General features: G+C 62.6%; 18 protein-coding genes and 1 tRNA gene. 12 read left to right on the forward strand and 7 right to left on the reverse strand.

Annotated elements, in window-relative coordinates:
- Positions 1 to 138 precede the first annotated feature (138 nt).
- The 6 genes from hutF to RTP54_RS26345 all read left to right on the forward strand — a co-directional run bounded on the left by hutF (position 139) and on the right by RTP54_RS26345 (position 6,473).
- Positions 139 to 1,512 carry a formimidoylglutamate deiminase gene (gene hutF / locus RTP54_RS26320; protein WP_312366650.1) on the forward strand — a complete coding sequence of 458 codons (1,374 nt, stop codon included), beginning with the start codon at positions 139 to 141 and terminating at the stop codon, positions 1,510 to 1,512.
- Between the two features lie 36 nt (positions 1,513 to 1,548).
- Positions 1,549 to 2,583 carry an ABC transporter substrate-binding protein gene (locus tag RTP54_RS26325; protein ID WP_312366652.1) on the forward strand — a complete coding sequence of 345 codons (1,035 nt, stop codon included), beginning with the start codon at positions 1,549 to 1,551 and terminating at the stop codon, positions 2,581 to 2,583.
- A 151-nt stretch (positions 2,584 to 2,734) separates the two neighbouring features.
- Positions 2,735 to 3,592, forward strand: coding sequence for an ABC transporter permease (locus RTP54_RS26330; RefSeq protein WP_077502802.1), 858 nt, complete (start codon positions 2,735 to 2,737; stop codon positions 3,590 to 3,592).
- Complete coding sequence (locus RTP54_RS26335) at positions 3,585 to 4,412, forward strand: glycine betaine/L-proline ABC transporter ATP-binding protein (RefSeq protein ID WP_112817040.1); 828 nt, start codon at positions 3,585 to 3,587, stop codon at positions 4,410 to 4,412. The genes RTP54_RS26330 and RTP54_RS26335 overlap by 8 nt, the downstream gene beginning before the upstream one ends.
- Positions 4,405 to 5,892 carry a histidine ammonia-lyase gene (gene hutH, locus RTP54_RS26340; protein WP_312366655.1) on the forward strand — a complete coding sequence of 496 codons (1,488 nt, stop codon included), beginning with the start codon at positions 4,405 to 4,407 and terminating at the stop codon, positions 5,890 to 5,892. The genes RTP54_RS26335 and hutH overlap by 8 nt, the downstream gene beginning before the upstream one ends.
- The gene (locus tag RTP54_RS26345; RefSeq protein WP_312366657.1) at positions 5,889 to 6,473 is read left to right on the forward strand and encodes a HutD family protein; all 585 of its coding nucleotides are present in this window, start codon (positions 5,889 to 5,891) and stop codon (positions 6,471 to 6,473) included. Before hutH ends, RTP54_RS26345 begins: the two co-directional genes overlap by 4 nt.
- A gap of 137 nt (positions 6,474 to 6,610) precedes the next feature.
- Here RTP54_RS26345 and RTP54_RS26350 read toward each other — a convergent pair whose 3' ends face one another.
- Positions 6,611 to 7,066: an SgcJ/EcaC family oxidoreductase gene (locus RTP54_RS26350; RefSeq protein ID WP_312366659.1), complete on the reverse strand. Its 456-nt coding sequence runs from the start codon at positions 7,064 to 7,066 to the stop codon at positions 6,611 to 6,613.
- 193 nt (positions 7,067 to 7,259) lie between these two features.
- On the opposite strand from RTP54_RS26350, the gene RTP54_RS26355 reads away from it, so the two are divergent.
- Together RTP54_RS26355 and RTP54_RS26360 are read left to right on the forward strand one after the other, a co-directional pair.
- Positions 7,260 to 7,598: an energy transducer TonB gene (locus tag RTP54_RS26355; RefSeq protein ID WP_312366660.1), complete on the forward strand. Its 339-nt coding sequence runs from the start codon at positions 7,260 to 7,262 to the stop codon at positions 7,596 to 7,598.
- A gap of 256 nt (positions 7,599 to 7,854) precedes the next feature.
- Positions 7,855 to 8,013 carry a hypothetical protein gene (locus RTP54_RS26360; protein WP_312366662.1) on the forward strand — a complete coding sequence of 53 codons (159 nt, stop codon included), beginning with the start codon at positions 7,855 to 7,857 and terminating at the stop codon, positions 8,011 to 8,013.
- 447 nt (positions 8,014 to 8,460) lie between these two features.
- Here the strand turns inward: RTP54_RS26360 and RTP54_RS26365 are convergent.
- The 3 genes from RTP54_RS26365 to RTP54_RS26375 form a co-directional block, all read right to left on the reverse strand.
- Positions 8,461 to 8,537, reverse strand: a tRNA-Met gene (locus RTP54_RS26365).
- A 134-nt stretch (positions 8,538 to 8,671) separates the two neighbouring features.
- Entirely contained in the window at positions 8,672 to 9,868 is a 1,197-nt protein-coding gene (gene mnmA / locus RTP54_RS26370; RefSeq protein ID WP_312366664.1) for a tRNA 2-thiouridine(34) synthase MnmA, read from the reverse strand.
- Positions 9,869 to 10,244: 376 nt separating this feature from the next.
- Positions 10,245 to 10,994 carry a LuxR C-terminal-related transcriptional regulator gene (locus tag RTP54_RS26375; RefSeq protein ID WP_312366666.1) on the reverse strand — a complete coding sequence of 250 codons (750 nt, stop codon included), beginning with the start codon at positions 10,992 to 10,994 and terminating at the stop codon, positions 10,245 to 10,247.
- Between the two features lie 488 nt (positions 10,995 to 11,482).
- On the opposite strand from RTP54_RS26375, the gene RTP54_RS26380 reads away from it, so the two are divergent.
- Both RTP54_RS26380 and RTP54_RS26385 read left to right on the forward strand, forming a co-directional pair.
- A complete protein-coding gene (locus tag RTP54_RS26380; RefSeq protein WP_003527546.1) occupies positions 11,483 to 11,758 on the forward strand; it encodes a DUF1153 domain-containing protein in 276 nt (91 codons plus the stop codon).
- A gap of 230 nt (positions 11,759 to 11,988) precedes the next feature.
- Positions 11,989 to 12,270: a GNAT family N-acetyltransferase gene (locus RTP54_RS26385; protein ID WP_112807306.1), complete on the forward strand. Its 282-nt coding sequence runs from the start codon at positions 11,989 to 11,991 to the stop codon at positions 12,268 to 12,270.
- 146 nt (positions 12,271 to 12,416) lie between these two features.
- On the opposite strand, the gene RTP54_RS26390 is transcribed toward RTP54_RS26385, so the two are convergent.
- The gene (locus RTP54_RS26390; protein ID WP_112807308.1) at positions 12,417 to 12,767 is read right to left on the reverse strand and encodes a flagellar export protein FliJ; all 351 of its coding nucleotides are present in this window, start codon (positions 12,765 to 12,767) and stop codon (positions 12,417 to 12,419) included.
- Positions 12,768 to 13,208: 441 nt separating this feature from the next.
- Between RTP54_RS26390 and ctrA the strand changes: the two genes are divergently transcribed.
- A complete protein-coding gene (gene ctrA, locus RTP54_RS26395; RefSeq protein ID WP_025424706.1) occupies positions 13,209 to 13,910 on the forward strand; it encodes a response regulator transcription factor CtrA in 702 nt (233 codons plus the stop codon).
- 348 nt (positions 13,911 to 14,258) lie between these two features.
- Here ctrA and RTP54_RS26400 read toward each other — a convergent pair whose 3' ends face one another.
- Together RTP54_RS26400 and chpT are read right to left on the reverse strand one after the other, a co-directional pair.
- Positions 14,259 to 14,621 carry a PleD family two-component system response regulator gene (locus tag RTP54_RS26400; protein WP_025424707.1) on the reverse strand — a complete coding sequence of 121 codons (363 nt, stop codon included), beginning with the start codon at positions 14,619 to 14,621 and terminating at the stop codon, positions 14,259 to 14,261.
- A 263-nt stretch (positions 14,622 to 14,884) separates the two neighbouring features.
- The gene (gene chpT, locus RTP54_RS26405; protein WP_112807310.1) at positions 14,885 to 15,538 is read right to left on the reverse strand and encodes a histidine phosphotransferase ChpT; all 654 of its coding nucleotides are present in this window, start codon (positions 15,536 to 15,538) and stop codon (positions 14,885 to 14,887) included.
- Positions 15,539 to 15,814: 276 nt separating this feature from the next.
- Between chpT and RTP54_RS26410 the strand changes: the two genes are divergently transcribed.
- Positions 15,815 to 16,405: an EipA family protein gene (locus RTP54_RS26410; RefSeq protein ID WP_312366670.1), complete on the forward strand. Its 591-nt coding sequence runs from the start codon at positions 15,815 to 15,817 to the stop codon at positions 16,403 to 16,405.
- Positions 16,406 to 16,466: the final 61 nt, after the last annotated feature.

Below are 16,466 nucleotides of genomic sequence, written 5' to 3' on the forward strand. Positions count from 1 at the left end.
CGGCATTTTCCCCGTCCCTTCCGGATCGCGAACAAATCATGCGTATCCGGCCATGATTCTTTTCGTTCATTTCGCGCTTGCGCGCCACAGCAAAATATCTATAGTTCCATATACAACTACGTACAGGAAAATCGCAACATGGCAACTTTTCCCGTCAACCGGCTCTTCGCCGATCATGCGCTTCTGCCGACCGGCTGGGCGCAGAACGTGGCGATTGCGCTCGATGCGTCGGGTAGCATCGTTTCGATCACATCAGGTCAACAGGCTGAAAACGGCGACGAACGTGTCGCCGGACCGCTGATCCCCGCGATGGCCAATCTGCATTCCCACGCCTTCCAGCGCGCCATGGCGGGCCTTGCCGAAGTCGCCGGCAGCGGCAACGACAGCTTCTGGACCTGGCGGGAAGAAATGTACCGCACCGTCGGCCTCGTGAACCCCGACGATGTCGAGGCGATCGCCGCCAAGCTCTACATGGAAATGCTGAAGGGCGGCTTCGGTCATGTCGCCGAATTCCACTACCTGCACCACACCGCCGATGGCACGCCCCATGCGGACCCGGCCGAGATGTCCCTGCGCATTCTCAATGCGGCAAAATCGACCGGCATCGGCCTGACCCACCTGCCGGTCTTCTACGCCCACGCCAATTTCGGCGGCATCGCTCCGAATGCCGGCCAGCGACCCTTCCTGCACAATCCCGAGCAATTCCTGGCGCTGCTGGAGCGGCTGGCGCCGCTCTGCCGCGACAACGGTCAGACGCTCGGCTATGCCATCCACTCGCTGCGCGCCGCCACGCCGGAAGAGATGCGCACGATCCTCGAGCACGCGCCGGTCGCGGGCCCGATCCACATTCATGTCGCCGAGCAGACCAAGGAAGTGGAAGACAGCCTTGCCTGGAGCGGCCGCCGCCCGGTTCAGTGGCTGCTCGATGAAATGCCGGTCGACGAGCGCTGGTGCGCAATCCATGCTACCCACCTGACCGACGACGAACGTCAGCGCCTCGCCAGATCCGGAGCGGTCGCCGGTCTCTGCCCGGCAACGGAAGCCAATCTCGGCGACGGTATCTTTCCGGCCGTCGACTACATGGCCGAAGGCGGCCGGCTCGGCATCGGCACCGATAGCCATGTGGCGACCAGCGTTGCCGAAGAGCTGCGGCTGCTCGAATACGGCCAGCGCCTGCGCGACCGCCGCCGCAACAGGCTTGCCGGCCCCGGCGCCTCAGTCGGCCGCACCATATTCGATACTGCCCTCAAGGGCGGCGCCCAGGCCGTCGGCCAGAGGACATCGGGCATCGCCGTTGGCGCGCGTGCCGATTTCGTCGTGCTCGACGGTGCAAATCCGTACATCGCCGCTGCAAGCGGCAACCAGATCCTCGACCGCTGGCTGTTTGCGCTCGGCGGCGAGACCGTCCGCGACGTCATGGTCGCCGGACAGTGGAAGATCCGCAATGGACGCCACGAACGGGAGGAAGACATCGACCGCGCCTTCGCGCGCGTGCTCATGAAATTGAAGTAGCAATCGAAGCGACCATCACAAAAAAGGGGAATGCGCATGTCGATCAGCAAACTGAAACTCACCCTCGCTGCCACGGGCCTGGTGCTTGCCGCTTCTGCCGGCAATGCCAGCGCCTCCTATTGCGGCGACGGCAAGACCGTCACCTTCGCCGGCATCGACTGGGAAAGCGGCGCCTTCATCACCGAAGTGATGAAGACCATTCTTGCCAAAGGCTACGACTGCCAGGTGGATTCGATCCCCGGCAACTCCGTGACGCTCGAACAGGCAACCGCCAACAACGACGTGCAGATCTTTGCCGAGGAATGGCTCGGCCGCTCCGACATCTGGAACAAGGCCGTCGAGGAAAAGAAGGTCGTCGCCGTCGGCAAGACCTTCGTCGGCGCCAGCGAAGGCTGGTTCGTTCCGGAATACGTCATCAAGGGCGACGCCGCCCGCAATATCGAGGCGAAAGCGCCTGATCTGAAGAGCGTGTCGCAGCTGTCCGATGCCAAGATCGTGGAGCTGTTCGCCGATCCGGAGGAACCGTCCAAGGGCCGTTTCCTCAATTGCCCGTCGGGCTGGACCTGCGAAGGCGTCAGCACCGCCAAGCTCGATGCCTACAAGCTCGGCGAGACCTATGTGAACTTCCGCCCGGGCACCGGAACCGCGCTCGATTCGGCCATCACGTCGGCATACCTTCAGGGCGAGCCGATCCTGTTCTACTACTGGTCACCGACCGCGATCATGGGCAAGTTCAAGCTCGTGCAGCTGGAAGAGCCGGCTTATAACGAAGCCTGCTGGAAGGAGCTTTCGAGCGCCACCGGCAAGCGCGACGAAGGCTGCGCCTTCCCGTCCGTCGACGTCTCCTATGGCGTCAACAGCACCTTTGCGCAGGAAGCCCCCGAGATCATCGCGATCCTCGAAAAGGCGACCTTCCCGCTTGAAGACGTCAACGGCAGCCTGGCCTACATGACCGACAAGAAGGTCGATGCGGTGGCAGCAGCGGCCGAGTTCCTGAAGACCAAGGGCGACGTCTGGGGCAAGTGGGTCTCCGACGAGGCCCGCGGCAAGATCGAAGCCAGCCTGAAGTAAGTCCGTTCGATCAGCCGATGCGGGTCTGGCGCGCCCCTGTCTCGAACAGGGCGTCCAGATCCGCGTCGGCCGTGACCTTCGACACCCCGAGGCAAGCGCCATCGGCCGCAGCGCTGCGCCCGCCCATGGCCCGAGCAAGGAACGACGTCCGATGTTTCCGGATACCCTCAATCTCTCCATCCGCGCGCCGGTGAACGAGTTCATCCAGACGCTGGTCAGCAGCTATGGCTGGGTCTTCAAGGCGATCAGCGCGGTGATCCTGAAAGCCGTGCTCTTCATCGAATGGATCCTGCGCGGCCTGCCCTGGTGGGTCGTCATCCTCGCCTTCATGGCGCTCGCCTGGCAAAGCTCCAAGCGCTGGACGCTGACGGTGGCCGTCGGGGCGCTTCTGTTCTTCGTCGGCGTGCTCGGCCTCTGGGACCTCACCATGCAGACGCTGGCGCTGATGTTGATGGCAACGCTGGTGTCGGTGGCAATCGGCGTGCCCATGGGCATTCTCGTCGCCAAGAGCCGGCTGGTGCGCAACATCACGCTTCCTGTGCTCGACGTGATGCAGACCATGCCGAGCTTCGTCTACCTCATCCCGGCGCTGATGCTCTTCGGCCTCGGCAAGGTGCCGGCAATTCTCGCGACGATCATCTACGCGGTGCCGCCGCTCATTCGCCTCACCGATCTCGGCATCCGCCAGGTCGACCATGAGGTGGTCGAGGCGGCGACCGCCTTCGGCGGCAGCCCCAACCAGATCCTCTTCGGCGTCGAACTGCCGCTCGCCACCCCGACGATCATGGCCGGCCTCAACCAGACGATCATGATGGCGCTGTCGATGGTGGTCGTCGCCTCGATGATCGGTGCGCGCGGCCTCGGCGAACAGGTGCTGAACGGCATCCAGACACTCGACGTCGGCAAGGGCCTGGAGGCCGGCATCGGCATCGTCATCCTGGCCATCGTACTCGACCGCATCACGCAAGGTTTCGGCAAGAGCCGGACGGAGGATCCCCGCAATGGCTGATATCGAGATCCGCAACGTCTACAAGATCTTCGGCCATGACGCGAAGGCTGCGCTTGCCATGGCCCGCGACGGCCTCGACAAGGCGCAGATCCTCGCCCGCTCCGGCTGCAGCGTCGGTCTCAACGACGTCAGCCTGACGATCGGCGCCGGCAAGATCTTTGTCATCATGGGCCTGTCGGGATCCGGCAAGTCGACGCTGGTGCGCCACATCAACCGGTTGATCGAACCGACCAGCGGAGAGGTCGCCTTCGACGGCAGCAACATCCTCGATCTCGACGCCAAGGCGCTGCGTACCTTCCGCATGCACCGCGTCAGCATGGTGTTCCAGAGTTTCGCTTTGATGCCGCACCGCACCGTTTTGCAGAATGTCGTTTACGGCCAGCGGGTGCGCGGCCTCTCCAAGGCGGACGCCCGCGACATCGGCATGAAATGGATCGAGACGGTCGGCCTTTCCGGCTACGACGCCAAATTCCCGCACCAGCTCTCGGGCGGCATGAAGCAGCGCGTCGGCCTTGCCCGGGCGCTCGCCGCCGATACCGACGTGATCCTGATGGACGAGGCCTTCTCGGCACTCGACCCACTGATCCGCGCCGACATGCAAGACCAGTTGCTGCAGCTGCAGCAGAACCTGTCGAAGACCATCGTCTTCATCACCCACGATCTCGACGAGGCTTTGCGCATCGGCTCGGAAATCGCCATCCTGAAGGACGGCCAGGTGGTGCAGGTGGGAACGCCGGACGATATTCTCGACAACCCCGCCAACGACTATGTCGCCCGTTTCGTCCAACGTCGCCAGGGAAGGCCGGAAGCGCATGACTGAAAACATCACGCTTGATGGACCGGCAGACTGGGCGGAAATCGCCGCGGTCGCGAACGGCGCCCCGCTTGCGCTTTCCGACGCGGCGCGCAGCCGCATCGTCAAGGCGCGCGCCGTGGTCGAGGCGCTGGTCGACCGCGGCATCCGCGGCTACGGCATCAACACCGGCGTCGGCGCGCTCTGCGATGTCATCATCGACAGGGAAAACCAGCAGGCGCTGTCGCGCAACATCATCCTCAGCCACGCTTGCGGCGTCGGCGAACCGCTGGGGCGAGCGGAAGCACGCGCGGTAATGGCGGCCCAGATCGCCAATTTTGCCCACGGCTATTCCGGCGTGCGCATCAAAACGGTCGAGGCGCTCCTGGCGCTGCTCAATGCCGGTCTCATCCCCAACATTCCCTCGCGCGGCTCGGTCGGCTATCTCACCCATGCCGCATCGATCGGTCTCGTGCTGATCGGCCATGGCACGGTGAACGACGGTAAGGATATCTTGAGCGGTGCCGAAGCGCTGCGCCGGATCGGGCTCCAGCCGCTGCAGCTGCAGGCAAAGGAGGGCCTGAGCCTCGTCAACGGCACGCCCTGCGCCACGGGTCTCGCAGCCCTGGCGCTGTCCCGCACGAAAGCGCTCTTTGCCTGGGCGGATGCGGCAGCGGCACTCACCTATGAAAACCTCGGCAGCCAGGCCAACGCCTTTGCTGAGGGACCTTTGGCGCTGCGCCATTCGCCGGGGCTGCAGGCGGTGGGCAAAACACTGCGCGCGTTCCTGGCCGACAGCCCGATGCTGGCGGCCAGCGCCGCCACGCGCACACAGGATCCCTTGAGCCTGCGCGCCGTTCCGCATGTGCATGGCGCGGCCCGCGACGCCTTCGTTCACGTGGCTGAAGTGGTCGACCGGGAGCTCGCAAGCCTCACCGACAATCCCGCCGTCGCCGGGACGCCGGAAGCACCCGAGGTGCACTCCCAGGCGCATGCGGTCGGAGCCGCCCTCGGCCTTGCCATGGACAGCCTCGCGGTTGCCGTCGCCGAAGTTGCGGCCATTTCCGAGCGCCGCATCGACCGGCTCGTCAACCCGCTCGTCAGCGGCCTGCCCGCCTTTCTCGCCGGCGACAGCGGCGTGTCCTCGGGCTACATGATCGCCCAGTACACGGCGGCGGCCCTTGGCGCGGAAAACCGGCGGCTGGCGGTGCCCGCCAGCCTCGACGGCGGCATCACTTCGGCGCTGCAGGAGGATATCCTGACGCATGCCACGCCCGCCGCCTTCAAGGCGCTGGCGATCGTCGACAACCTGGAGCGCATTCTTGCCATCGAGCTTCTCGCCGCCGCCCAGGCCTATGACCTGCAGCCGCGCCCGACGGCCAAGGCAAAGCGAACCGGCGCGCTCCACCAGCGCATCCGCGCCGCCGTTCCCCACTATGCCGACGACAGGCCGATGAACGAGGATTTCGACCGCATGCGCCGCATCATTCAGGATGAGACGCCATGAAATTGCTGCCTGCCTCCGGCCACAAGCGCATGCCCTGGAAAAACGGCGGCGGCGAAACCATCGAGATCGCGGTGTTTCCGGAGGGGGCGTCGCTCTCGGAATTCGACTGGCGCGTCAGCATGGCGACGGTCGCCAGCGATGGCCCCTTCTCGGCCTTCCCCGGCATCGACCGAACCCTGTCGATCCTCGAAGGCAACGGCATGACGCTTCTGATCGAAGGTCGCGAACCGGCGCCGCTGACGCAGGCGGCAGCGCCGCTCGCCTTCCCTGCCGATGTCGCGACGTCGGCAAACCTGATCGACGGCACCATCGTCGACCTCAACGTCATGACCCGCCGGGGCAGGCTCACGCATCACGTGCGCAGGCTGACAGTCGAGGGCGAAAGTTCGGTCGAAAGCGAGGCGGCAACGATCCTCGTCTTCTGTCATCGCGGCACGGTTGAACTTGAGAGCGACGGCCTGACGCGCGCGCTTTCAGCCGGCGACGCCGTGATCGTTTCCGGGCCACTTGCGGCAAGATCGAAGGCGCCAGCAAGGTGCGAGCTGTTTCTGATCGAGATCGATACGGTCAAGCAGCGCTGAGAACGGCTGAGCTGCAGGCAACGGCCGTCGAGACCAGGTTCTACCAAGATGCTGGAGCGGATAGGTCTACCGCCGGTACCGCAGGCGAACGACCGCGCCGCGATCGCCGGGCCAACAGGCGACGGCAATTGCGGGCGCTAGTCTTCGTTGCCGGCGTCGATCTGGTTCTGCTGTGTGACGATCGCCTCCGTCTGGACCTTGGTGTTCTGGCCGACGGCGATCATCCAGCGCTCGCCCTCCTTCACCAGGATGTAAAGCGGGCTGCCCTCCGCCTCGCCCGGGATCGGTGATCCGTCGTCGAGAACCGGGCGCTGGCGCACGTTGACGGCGGCCACGTCGGGCCGCAGGAAGGAGATGTGCACCGCCTCGTAGCGGGCGTACTGGTTGCCGAGCGCCGGCGTCAGCACCTTGCGGGTAAAGGCCGCGATCTCGTCGCGACCGGTCAGCCGTCGCCCGAAGGCGGTCACCCAGACCGCGTCACGCGTGAAATGCCGCAGGAAATCCTCCGGCGACCGTTCGTTCTGCGCCCGCTCGACGTCGGCGATCAATTGGCCGATCCGCTCGCCTTCGATCTCATGCGCTGTCTTCGTCATGGTCTCGCTCCCCGTCAGATGCGATCATTGCATAGCAACTTTCGGCTCTAACGCAAAACGCGATCAAGCTGACGCCAACCACACGGAAAAAGTGTTTTCGTGCGGGGGAGATTTCGACATCCGCCCTCGCGCCAGGCATCGAAAACTGCTTTAGCAGCAGACACATGCATCATCAGATCCGCCAGGCCGTCCCATGAAAGCACTCCTCCCTTTTCTCTGCGCCATCTCGATCGTCGCCGGCATGCCCGCCCACGCCACATCGACGAAGGCTGGCGAGCATCAGGCACAGGAAAAACGAGGACAGCGCAAACCCTTGACGACGGAAGTGCGCTTTTTCATCGGCAGGAACGGCGATCTGCTGTCGGCGTCGGTCTCCCGGTCGTCCGGCAACCGCAAGGTCGATGCCGAGGCGATCGCCGCAGTCAGGCGGGCAGCGCCGTTTCCGAAGCGGCCGGCCGGCACTCCTGCCAGAATGGAAATGCGGATCAAGCTGCAGATGGATCCCGATGCCGCTGCCCGGCTCGGCAAGTAGCGCCCGCTGCTGCAAGGCGGCCTGAGGTTTCGCCAGGCGGACTGCGCCTGACATTCGCCCGAAGATGCCGTCGCGGCCGGGTGGCGTGCCCGCCGTTGCCGCATTTGGCGCCGGCCGGCACCGCATTTCCTGTTCATATTTCGTTAACCATACGGCGTGTTACCCGGGGAACAGCACATTCGACGCCACACGATAGTCTTCGTGTCACGGTTTGACAGTCTCTCAGCAACGAACACAGGGCTTGGAGGATACGGACATGATCAAGACCGGCTTCGGCGTTTCCATCACCGTACTGGCCTTTTCGGTCGCAGTGATCGCCATCATGCACGTTGCCCTGTCTCAATATCGCGCAGCCGAACTGGCCGAGATCACCCTGCCGGACTACAGCACCATCACCTCGTCGATCCACCGCTGAAATGCCAGCGTCTCCGTTTCCGGCGAGCCGGAAACGGGTGGCTTGGCCGACACCGAGGCGCGAGGATGCTCCATCAAGCGATGGAGCCAAAGATGATGCACCTGCTCACCCTCCACACGATCGCAGCAGCACGCGGCGACGGTCTTCGCCCTGAACTCCTCACCGCCATCGCTGAAGGCCACCAGATGCCCGCGGCTGGCAGCGACGGAGTTTCACCACACACAGGCATTCAGCGCATTGAGGGCCTCACCGGACCCGGCAAGAGCAATCACCCTCCTTTGCACTGCGTCCGCCGCTCGAAGCGTCCGCTCAGCGCTCAGCGCTAGAGCAGGTTGCAAGGAGAGATCACCATTTCCGTTGCGGCGCCGGGCAGCTGTCGTGAATCAGCAAAGGCGAGCGAATGCAGAAGACCCGCGCCAAACCAGATTAATTTATCATGTGAAGAAATGGTAGCGGAGGAGGGATTCGAACCCCCGACACAAGGATTATGATTCCTCTGCTCTAACCTACTGAGCTACTCCGCCGGGTACCGCGTCAGGGCTTCGAAGTGGAAGCCGTCTTGACTGGACGGGCGGCTTATAAGGCCCGGTTCCGCCCAGTGTCAACCCAAGTCGCGGGGAAAATGTGAAGTTTTCCCGCGCGATCGGAAATGATCGGCTCAGGCGGCCGCAGGCGCTGCCAGAAGCAACTTCAATGCGGCCTCCGCACCGGCCTCGCGCTCGGATTTGCGGATGAAGCCGCCGCCATAGACGCGGGCGTCTTCGCCGATGCCGGAATAGAGTGCGCAGGCCTGGCCGGGCGCAATGCCCGCTTCGCCCTCGGCAAGCTCGACATAGAGACCTTCCGCATCGCGCTTCAGGATCGCCGGCGCCGGCTGGCGGGTGGAGCGGACCTTGGCGAAACAGTCGAAGCCTTCCACCGCCACGGTTTCCAGATCCTCGTCGCCCAGCCAGTTGACGTCGCGCAGATAGACGCGACGCGTTTCCAGCGCTTCCCTGGGGCCGACGATGACGCGGCGCGAGCGGGCGTCGAGATAGACGACATAGAGCGGCTCGCCGGTGGCGATGCCGATGCCTCGGCGCTGGCCGATCGTATAGTGCAGGATGCCGTCATGGGTGCCGAGCACGCGGCCGTCGAGATGCACGATCTCGCCGGCAAGCGCCGCATTCGGCTTCAGCTTCGTGACGATGTCGCTGTATTTGCCCTGCGGCACGAAACAGATGTCCTGGCTGTCGGCCTTCTGGGCGACGACGAGACCCATCTCGTCGGCGAGCACGCGGGTTTCGGCCTTCGAGAGATGGCCGAGCGGGAAGCGCAGATAGTCGATCTGTTCCTGGGTGGTGGCAAAAAGGAAGTAGCTCTGGTCGCGATCGGCATCCGTCGGGCGATAGAGCGCCCGCTGGCCGGCATGGCGCGGGTTGGGGCTCGGGCGCGAGCGAATATAGTGGCCGGTCGCCAGCGCATCGGCACCGAGCTCCCTGGCGGTCGCCAGGAGATCGGCGAACTTGACTGTCTGGTTGCAGGCAACGCAGGGGATCGGCGTTTCGCCGGCGACATAGCTTTCGGCAAACGGGTTGATCACCGTTTCGCGGAAGCGCGCTTCGTAATCGAGCACGTAATGCGGAATGCCGAGTGTTTCGCAGACGCGGCGCGCATCGTCGATGTCCTGGCCGGCGCAGCAGGAGCCGGCGCGGTGCACGGCAGCGCCATGATCGTAGAGCTGCAGCGTGATGCCGAGAACGTCGTAGCCCTCGCGTTTGAGCAGGCCGGCGACGACAGAGGAATCGACGCCGCCGGACATGGCGACGACGACACGCGTATCTTCGGGCTTGCGATCAAAATCGAGACTGTTCACGGCATCCAATCCGGCCTTTGGGCGGCGACAACAGCGCCCGCCCCTGTTTCACGCGTCATGCGATGCAATGCCGGCATGATGGCGCGCGGCATGCTGTCGGCTTCTGCAGCGCTGCGCGCGCCCCATCGGGCACACAAAAATCGCTGCAGCATTGCAAGTTCCGGAGCATAGCTGCCGCCCTTTGCGGCTGCGCTCCGAAGCGCGCCGCCCATGAGGGTTCACCTGCAGCGCTTCTCAATTGTTGTTTTCGAGCAGGCCGACATCGCAAAACCGCTGCGCAGTTCTGCGCGACGTGCTCCAGTCGCCGACATATAGAAACTTGTCCGCCCGGCGGCAAGGGTGCGCGATGGCGCAAGTCCGGTCGAAGCGATCCTGTTCAGATCAGCTTCAGCCGCATGGCGCGGGCGATCGCCTGCATGCGGTTGACCGCGTCGAGCTTGCGGGTGGCGCTCTTGAAATAGCTGCTCACCGTATAGGTGGAGATGCCGAGGATGATGGCGATCTCGTCGCTGCTCTTGCCGGCGGCTGCCCAGCGCAGACATTCGATCTCCCGGCTCGACAGCTTTTCGCGCGCGGCACTGCCGGTATCGAACGTGCGCTCGAGGCATTCGAACAATTGCACGAGCGAGAGATAGAGCGTCGCCTGCTCGACGCCGACGGGTGGCTCGCGCCGGCCCGACAGCATGGCGACGAACGGATCGCCGCTGGAGGTATGCAACTGGACAGCGAAATGGCGGGCCATATCAGGATGAGCCAATAGCCGGTGAACCATCGCCGCGTCGGCCGGCTTTCCGGCCGCATCGAGCAGTTCGACGCCGCCGTTGACCGGCAGCTTCGTGGCGCGCAGGCGTTCGACCAGCACGCTCGACTGGAAGGTCTCGCAGGCGTCGTACTGGCGCACCAGCTCCGAGGGCCAGTTGCTCAGCACCAGCCGCTCGGAAAAGCGCTGCTGCTCGGCCAGCGGCAGCCGCGCGATCATGAAATGGCCGAAGCCGTAACGCGCGATCAGCCGCCGCATCAGGTGCAGCAGTTCATATTCCGTGCGGACGGCAGCCGTATCGATTTCGGAAATCATGTCCGCCGTCTCAGCCTCGCGCAGCAAGGCTGGTTCATTCGATTCCTTCATCTCTGATCACCACATCACCGGTGCCAACGCACCTGGTCGAGAGAATACAAACCGCCCCGAAAATCACCCGGCGCATGAACTTCACCCGGCAGCCAAAATACAGCCACCCTCTCCGGCATGCCCGCGAAAGCAACGCGACCGGTTGTGAAAAATACGACGATGCACCAAGAATGAATCGGGAGCGCGCAAACGTCGCTCATCCTTTATTTCGGCGCCTCGTTACCAAGAATTTTAGTTAAAGTGAAATGTGGTAATTGCATGGCTCCCATGACAAATCCGCGTTAATCCAACGCTTTCCGGGCAATTGGGCGCCGATTGTGGGGATTTGCAGACGTCGCGGTCGCCGCCGCGACGTTGCGGAAACGATCGAGGGACGGTGCGGAAGTCTTTAAAATTATGAGTAAATTGTTACCGACCGCTTAGGCAAATGTTAAATGTGGCGGGCTAAGGTCAGCGTCATATGGTCTTGAGTTTGTGTAGAGAGTCCCATGACCGAAATGATGCGACCACGCGTAAAATATGTCATCGGCCCCGATGGCAGTCCTCTGACGATTGCGGATCTGCCGCCGGCGAATACCCGGCGCTGGGTCATCCGCAGGAAGGCTGAGGTGGTTGCCGCTGTACGCGGTGGCCTTTTGAGCCTTGAGGAAGCGTGCGAACGCTATACCCTCACTGTCGAGGAATTCCTGTCCTGGCAGTCCTCCATCAACGATCACGGCCTGGCCGGACTGCGCACGACACGCATCCAGCAGTATCGCCACTAGAAGAGCCCTCGACAGGGCCATAGGTTGCGCGGCGGCTCCGGGTTTCCCGGTGGCCGCCGTCTTCGTTCTTGTCGCCGAGGCATGCCCACGCAACGCAGCCGGCGCGCCGGAACGCTCCATTTCGGCGACAGTGCGTTTCCCGTTCCGGCCCATCGGGGCGGTTTCGAACGACGCCATCCTGCTGTAGCATCCCCAACAACACGCAAACGTTGAACGGGAAGGACGCCAGGATGGATATCGTACACGAAGAAACCGGGTCGCATGGCCGCTACTCCACGACCGTCGAGGGCCACACCGGCGAGATGACCTATTCCCGGTCGTCGCCAAAGCTTGTTATCGTCGACCATACGCTGGTGCCCGACGAACTGCGCGGCAAGGGCGTCGGCCAGGCGCTGGCGAAACATGCAATCGACGAGGCGCGCAAGGGTGGCTGGAAGATCATTCCGCTCTGCCCCTTCATGCGCGCGCAGGCGCTGCGCCATCCTGACTGGCAGGACGTCATCCAGGCCTGAGGCAAACCCGGGCTATCCCGAAATGAGAAAACCCGCCCGACAGCAAGCTGTCGCGCGGGTTTTTCATTTTTGTGACAATCGTGCCGGATCGGGCCATGCCATCGGCATCGCCCGACAAAGAATGAAAATCATCTGCCTCGAAACGATTACGCCCGAAGACGCGTCGTCGTGTCCCGTTCCTCGAGTGCCGCCGCCTTCGCATGTTCGGCCTGCACTTCTTCGAGCGCGAGTTCGGCAGCATCCTGCTGCATCTTCAGTTCCCGGATGGAGACCTGAAGATTGTCGGCTCTTTGACGAGCGGCCTTGGCGAAAGTGGGATAGGCAAAATGCGAGGGATCGGAAATACCCGACTTCTTTTCCTCGAAAACAATCTGATTTTCCAGATCCTTGGTCATCCGTTCGAACTCAGCCATCATCATCTGAAGCTGGCTCAGCTGACGCTGCTTCTCCCTGACCTGAAATTCCTTCAGGCGGACAAGGCTCTCACGTGCTTTCATACGCAATACTCCCGTGGATAACGAGACCCCGGTTACTGATTTGGCCCATCGAGCCTGCCCAACAGGCAGAAAACGAAAAATCTTCAGCGATATTAACAAAAGCCTACCGCTGGTAACCTTTCGTTTACGGGCATCGTTAATCATAGGGTGGATGATTTAAGGCTCCGTAAATACTGAGGCACGAAATATGACGGCCCCGGCATTAACGAGTCAGAAGAGTCAGATAGCGGCATTTCCTCATGTTTCGCATGAAAAGTGCCATTTTGGATTCACGTTTGAAATCAGGAGACTGCTAAAAATATTTAACAATCTCGATACACCTTGCCAGAGTGAATCAGAATTTGTTAACCATTTGATGGCAGCCTCCAAATCAGGCAACGACTGGATCCGTATCGCGTAAGGGGGCCACGATGACCTTGGGCGGCGGAAAAGGGGAAGAATATGCGGGTTCTACTAATTGAAGACGACAGCGCAACGGCTCAGAGCATTGAGCTGATGCTCAAGTCCGAGAGTTTCAACGTTTACACCACCGATCTCGGTGAGGAAGGCGTCGATCTCGGCAAACTCTACGACTACGACATCATCCTTCTCGACCTCAACCTGCCTGACATGTCCGGCTACGAGGTCTTGAGAACCCTGCGTCTTTCCAAGGTGAAGACGCCGATCCTCATCCTCTCCGGCATGGCCGGCATTGAAGACAAGGTTCGCGGTCTCGGCTTCGGCGCCGACGACTACATGACCAAGCCGTTCCACAAGGACGAGCTGGTGGCACGCATCCATGCGATCGTCCGCCGTTCCAAGGGTCATGCCCAGTCGGTCATCTCGACCGGCGAACTGATCGTCAATCTCGACGCCAAGACGGTGGAAGTCGGCGGACAGCGCGTCCACCTCACCGGCAAGGAATACCAGATGCTCGAGCTGCTTTCGCTGCGCAAGGGCACGACGCTGACCAAGGAAATGTTCCTCAACCACCTCTATGGTGGCATGGACGAGCCGGAACTGAAGATCATCGACGTCTTCATCTGCAAGCTGCGCAAGAAACTTGCCAACGCTGCAGGCGGCGCCAACTACATCGAAACCGTCTGGGGCCGCGGCTACGTCCTGCGCGAGCCGGATGGCGCGGAATACGCCGAAACCGCCTGATTTCAGGCTTAGTTCCGGGCGCGGCATGGACCCGCATATCCAGGCATGACGCCAACGGAATTCATTTGAACGAACCCGCCCTTGCCGGCGGGTTTTTTCGTCTTCGCAGCGCTGTCAGGCGCGCTGACGACAGCGTCCGGCGTCGCATTGGCGCCGCGAAACAGGCTTCCGGTCCGTCGTTGTCTACTGCCGCATGGCACCGGCCGGCACGGACGCGCAAGGCGCGAGGAGAGCCGCGCCCTGCCCTTTGCTTTCAACGCGCGCTTCCAAGGAAGGCAGACAGCAAAAAGCCGCAGCAGTTGCCGCGGCTCGTTCGGTCCAGAATGTGGTGTGCCTCGCCTCGGCGCCTCAGGCGGCCATGGACTGGCTGGCAAAGACGCTTGTCAAAATCTTGCGGTCGAAGGGCTTCAACAGGAAGTCGTCGGCACCGGCGCGCTTGCCCGCCATCATCTTTTTCAGGTCCGCCTCGACGACGCAGTAGTAGATGCGCACCGATGCGCCGTTCGGCAACCGCCTGATATTGGCGATGAGATCGAGTGCGCCTTCCAGGCCGGCATCGACCACGAGGATATTCGGCAGCTCGGCTTCGCAGCGCACCAGCGCCTCGAGCCCGCTCGGGGCTTCATAAACAAGGAAGCCCATGCCGGACAGAATACGTTTCCCAACTTTCCTGACGACATCCGAGCCGTCGGCAATCATCAAGCGCCGCATGTCCAACTCCTTCATGCCTTACCTATACGCGCATTCGCGCGCCTGAAACAACCCTATACAAATTTGGCAAAGATTTCGTTACGGAGCGTGCTTAACGCCTGCTTTCCAGCCGGCTTCAACGCTCTGAAAACATTAATTTTTCTGCGAACCTGAGCGAAGGCCCGGCGCATAAGGCACCCGCGTTGCGGCCATGCCGAAATCCGGCGCGGTGTCTGTCACCTGACCGCGCCGGAGTTGTCTCAAAATGAAAAATGCCGACCGGCTCAGGCGTCGACCTGCGCCATGCGCGCGGTGAAGATGATCGCTTCGCCGGTCGAAACCACATCGATCGTCATGCCCGCCTCTTCGCCGAGCAGCACCGTGTAATATGGCTGGATCGAATGGGCATCGACAGCCTCCTCCGGCGTGCCGGAGAGAAGCTCGACCAGGCGCGGCGGAACGCGCATCATCCGGCCCTTGCAGTTCAGCGTGAACACCGCATCGAGCTCGGGATTTTCGAGCGTGATGTCGATGACGCCGCCGCGCGGGATCGCGCCATAGGCGATGAGGAAGAGGTTCAGCAGCAGCTTGACCCGGTTCTTGGCGATGATGGCGCGCGGCCCGTGCCAGTTAACCTCGGTCTTCTTCTCTGCAGCGGCGAAATCCTTGGCGGCTTTTTCGGCTTCGCCGGTGTCGATCGATGCGCCGACCGAGCCGGATGCACCGAAGGCGAGACGGGCGAACTTCAGCCTGACCGAAGCGTTGAGGGCGCTGGTGCGGATGAGGTCCATGGCGTCGGCGTCGGCGCCGCCTTCATCGAGCAATTCCAGGCCGTTGTTGATGGCCCCGACCGGCGAGATGACGTCGTGGCAAACCCGGCTGCACAGCAGCGCGGCCAGATCGGGTCCCGTCAGTGTCAGGTTCGGATTCTTCGCCATCGTCGTTCCTTGTTCGGTTCCATCGGCGTGCGGATATGAGGCACGCGCTCGGGCAAAGCCGGTAAAGCCTCCCGCGCGCAGACGCAAGCCACGGGCTGCCCGGCACAGCCGTTCATCAGTGGACCATAATGACACCACATTTGGTAAACCGATTGTTAAGACCATCGGTTCAAATTGCAGGGAAATGGTCCAGAACCCGCTGGCCGAGTCATCATTGCCGATGCCGGCCCCAGCAAACCCGCAAGCGAGTGATTTTCGCGCCTGACGGAGGAAACGATGCAGCAGATCATGAAGGCGGCCAAGACGTCCAGCCGCGCAATCCTGGCGACGATTGTCCTGATGGCGGGCGCCATATCCGCCGCCCAGGCCCAGCAGGCGAACAACAGCCAGTATTCGATGCAGGAGATCGTCGATGCCGGCCACGGCTTCTTCGGCGAAACCTCAGGCGGCCTTGCCAAGGTGGTGGAGCGCGCCTTCGAACGCTACGGCCTGCCGAACGGCTACATTCTCGGCCAGGAAGGCTCCGGCGCCTTCATCGCCGGCCTGACCTACGGCGAAGGCGAACTCAACACCAAGAATGCCGGCCAGCACAATGTCTTCTGGCAGGGCCCGTCGCTCGGCATCGACTGGGGTGGCCAGGGCAGCCGCGCGATGATGCTGGTCTACAACCTGCCGAGCGTGCCGGCGCTCTACAAGCGATTTGGCGGCGTCTCCGGCTCCGCCTACGTGGTGGCCGGCGTCGGCATGACGGTCCTGACCGACGAGCAGATCGTCGTCGTCCCGATCCGCACCGGCATCGGCGCTCGGCTCGGGATCAATGTCGGCTATCTCAAGATGACGCAGAACCCCACCTGGAACCCCTTCTGAGCTGCACCATGTTTCCTCGGACCCATTCGATATGAGGAAATGACGTGCAGCAAACCAGAAT

The sequence above is a fragment of the Ensifer sp. genome (genome assembly GCF_031989085.1).
In the GTDB taxonomy this organism is placed as follows: Bacteria; Pseudomonadota; Alphaproteobacteria; order Rhizobiales; family Rhizobiaceae; genus Ensifer.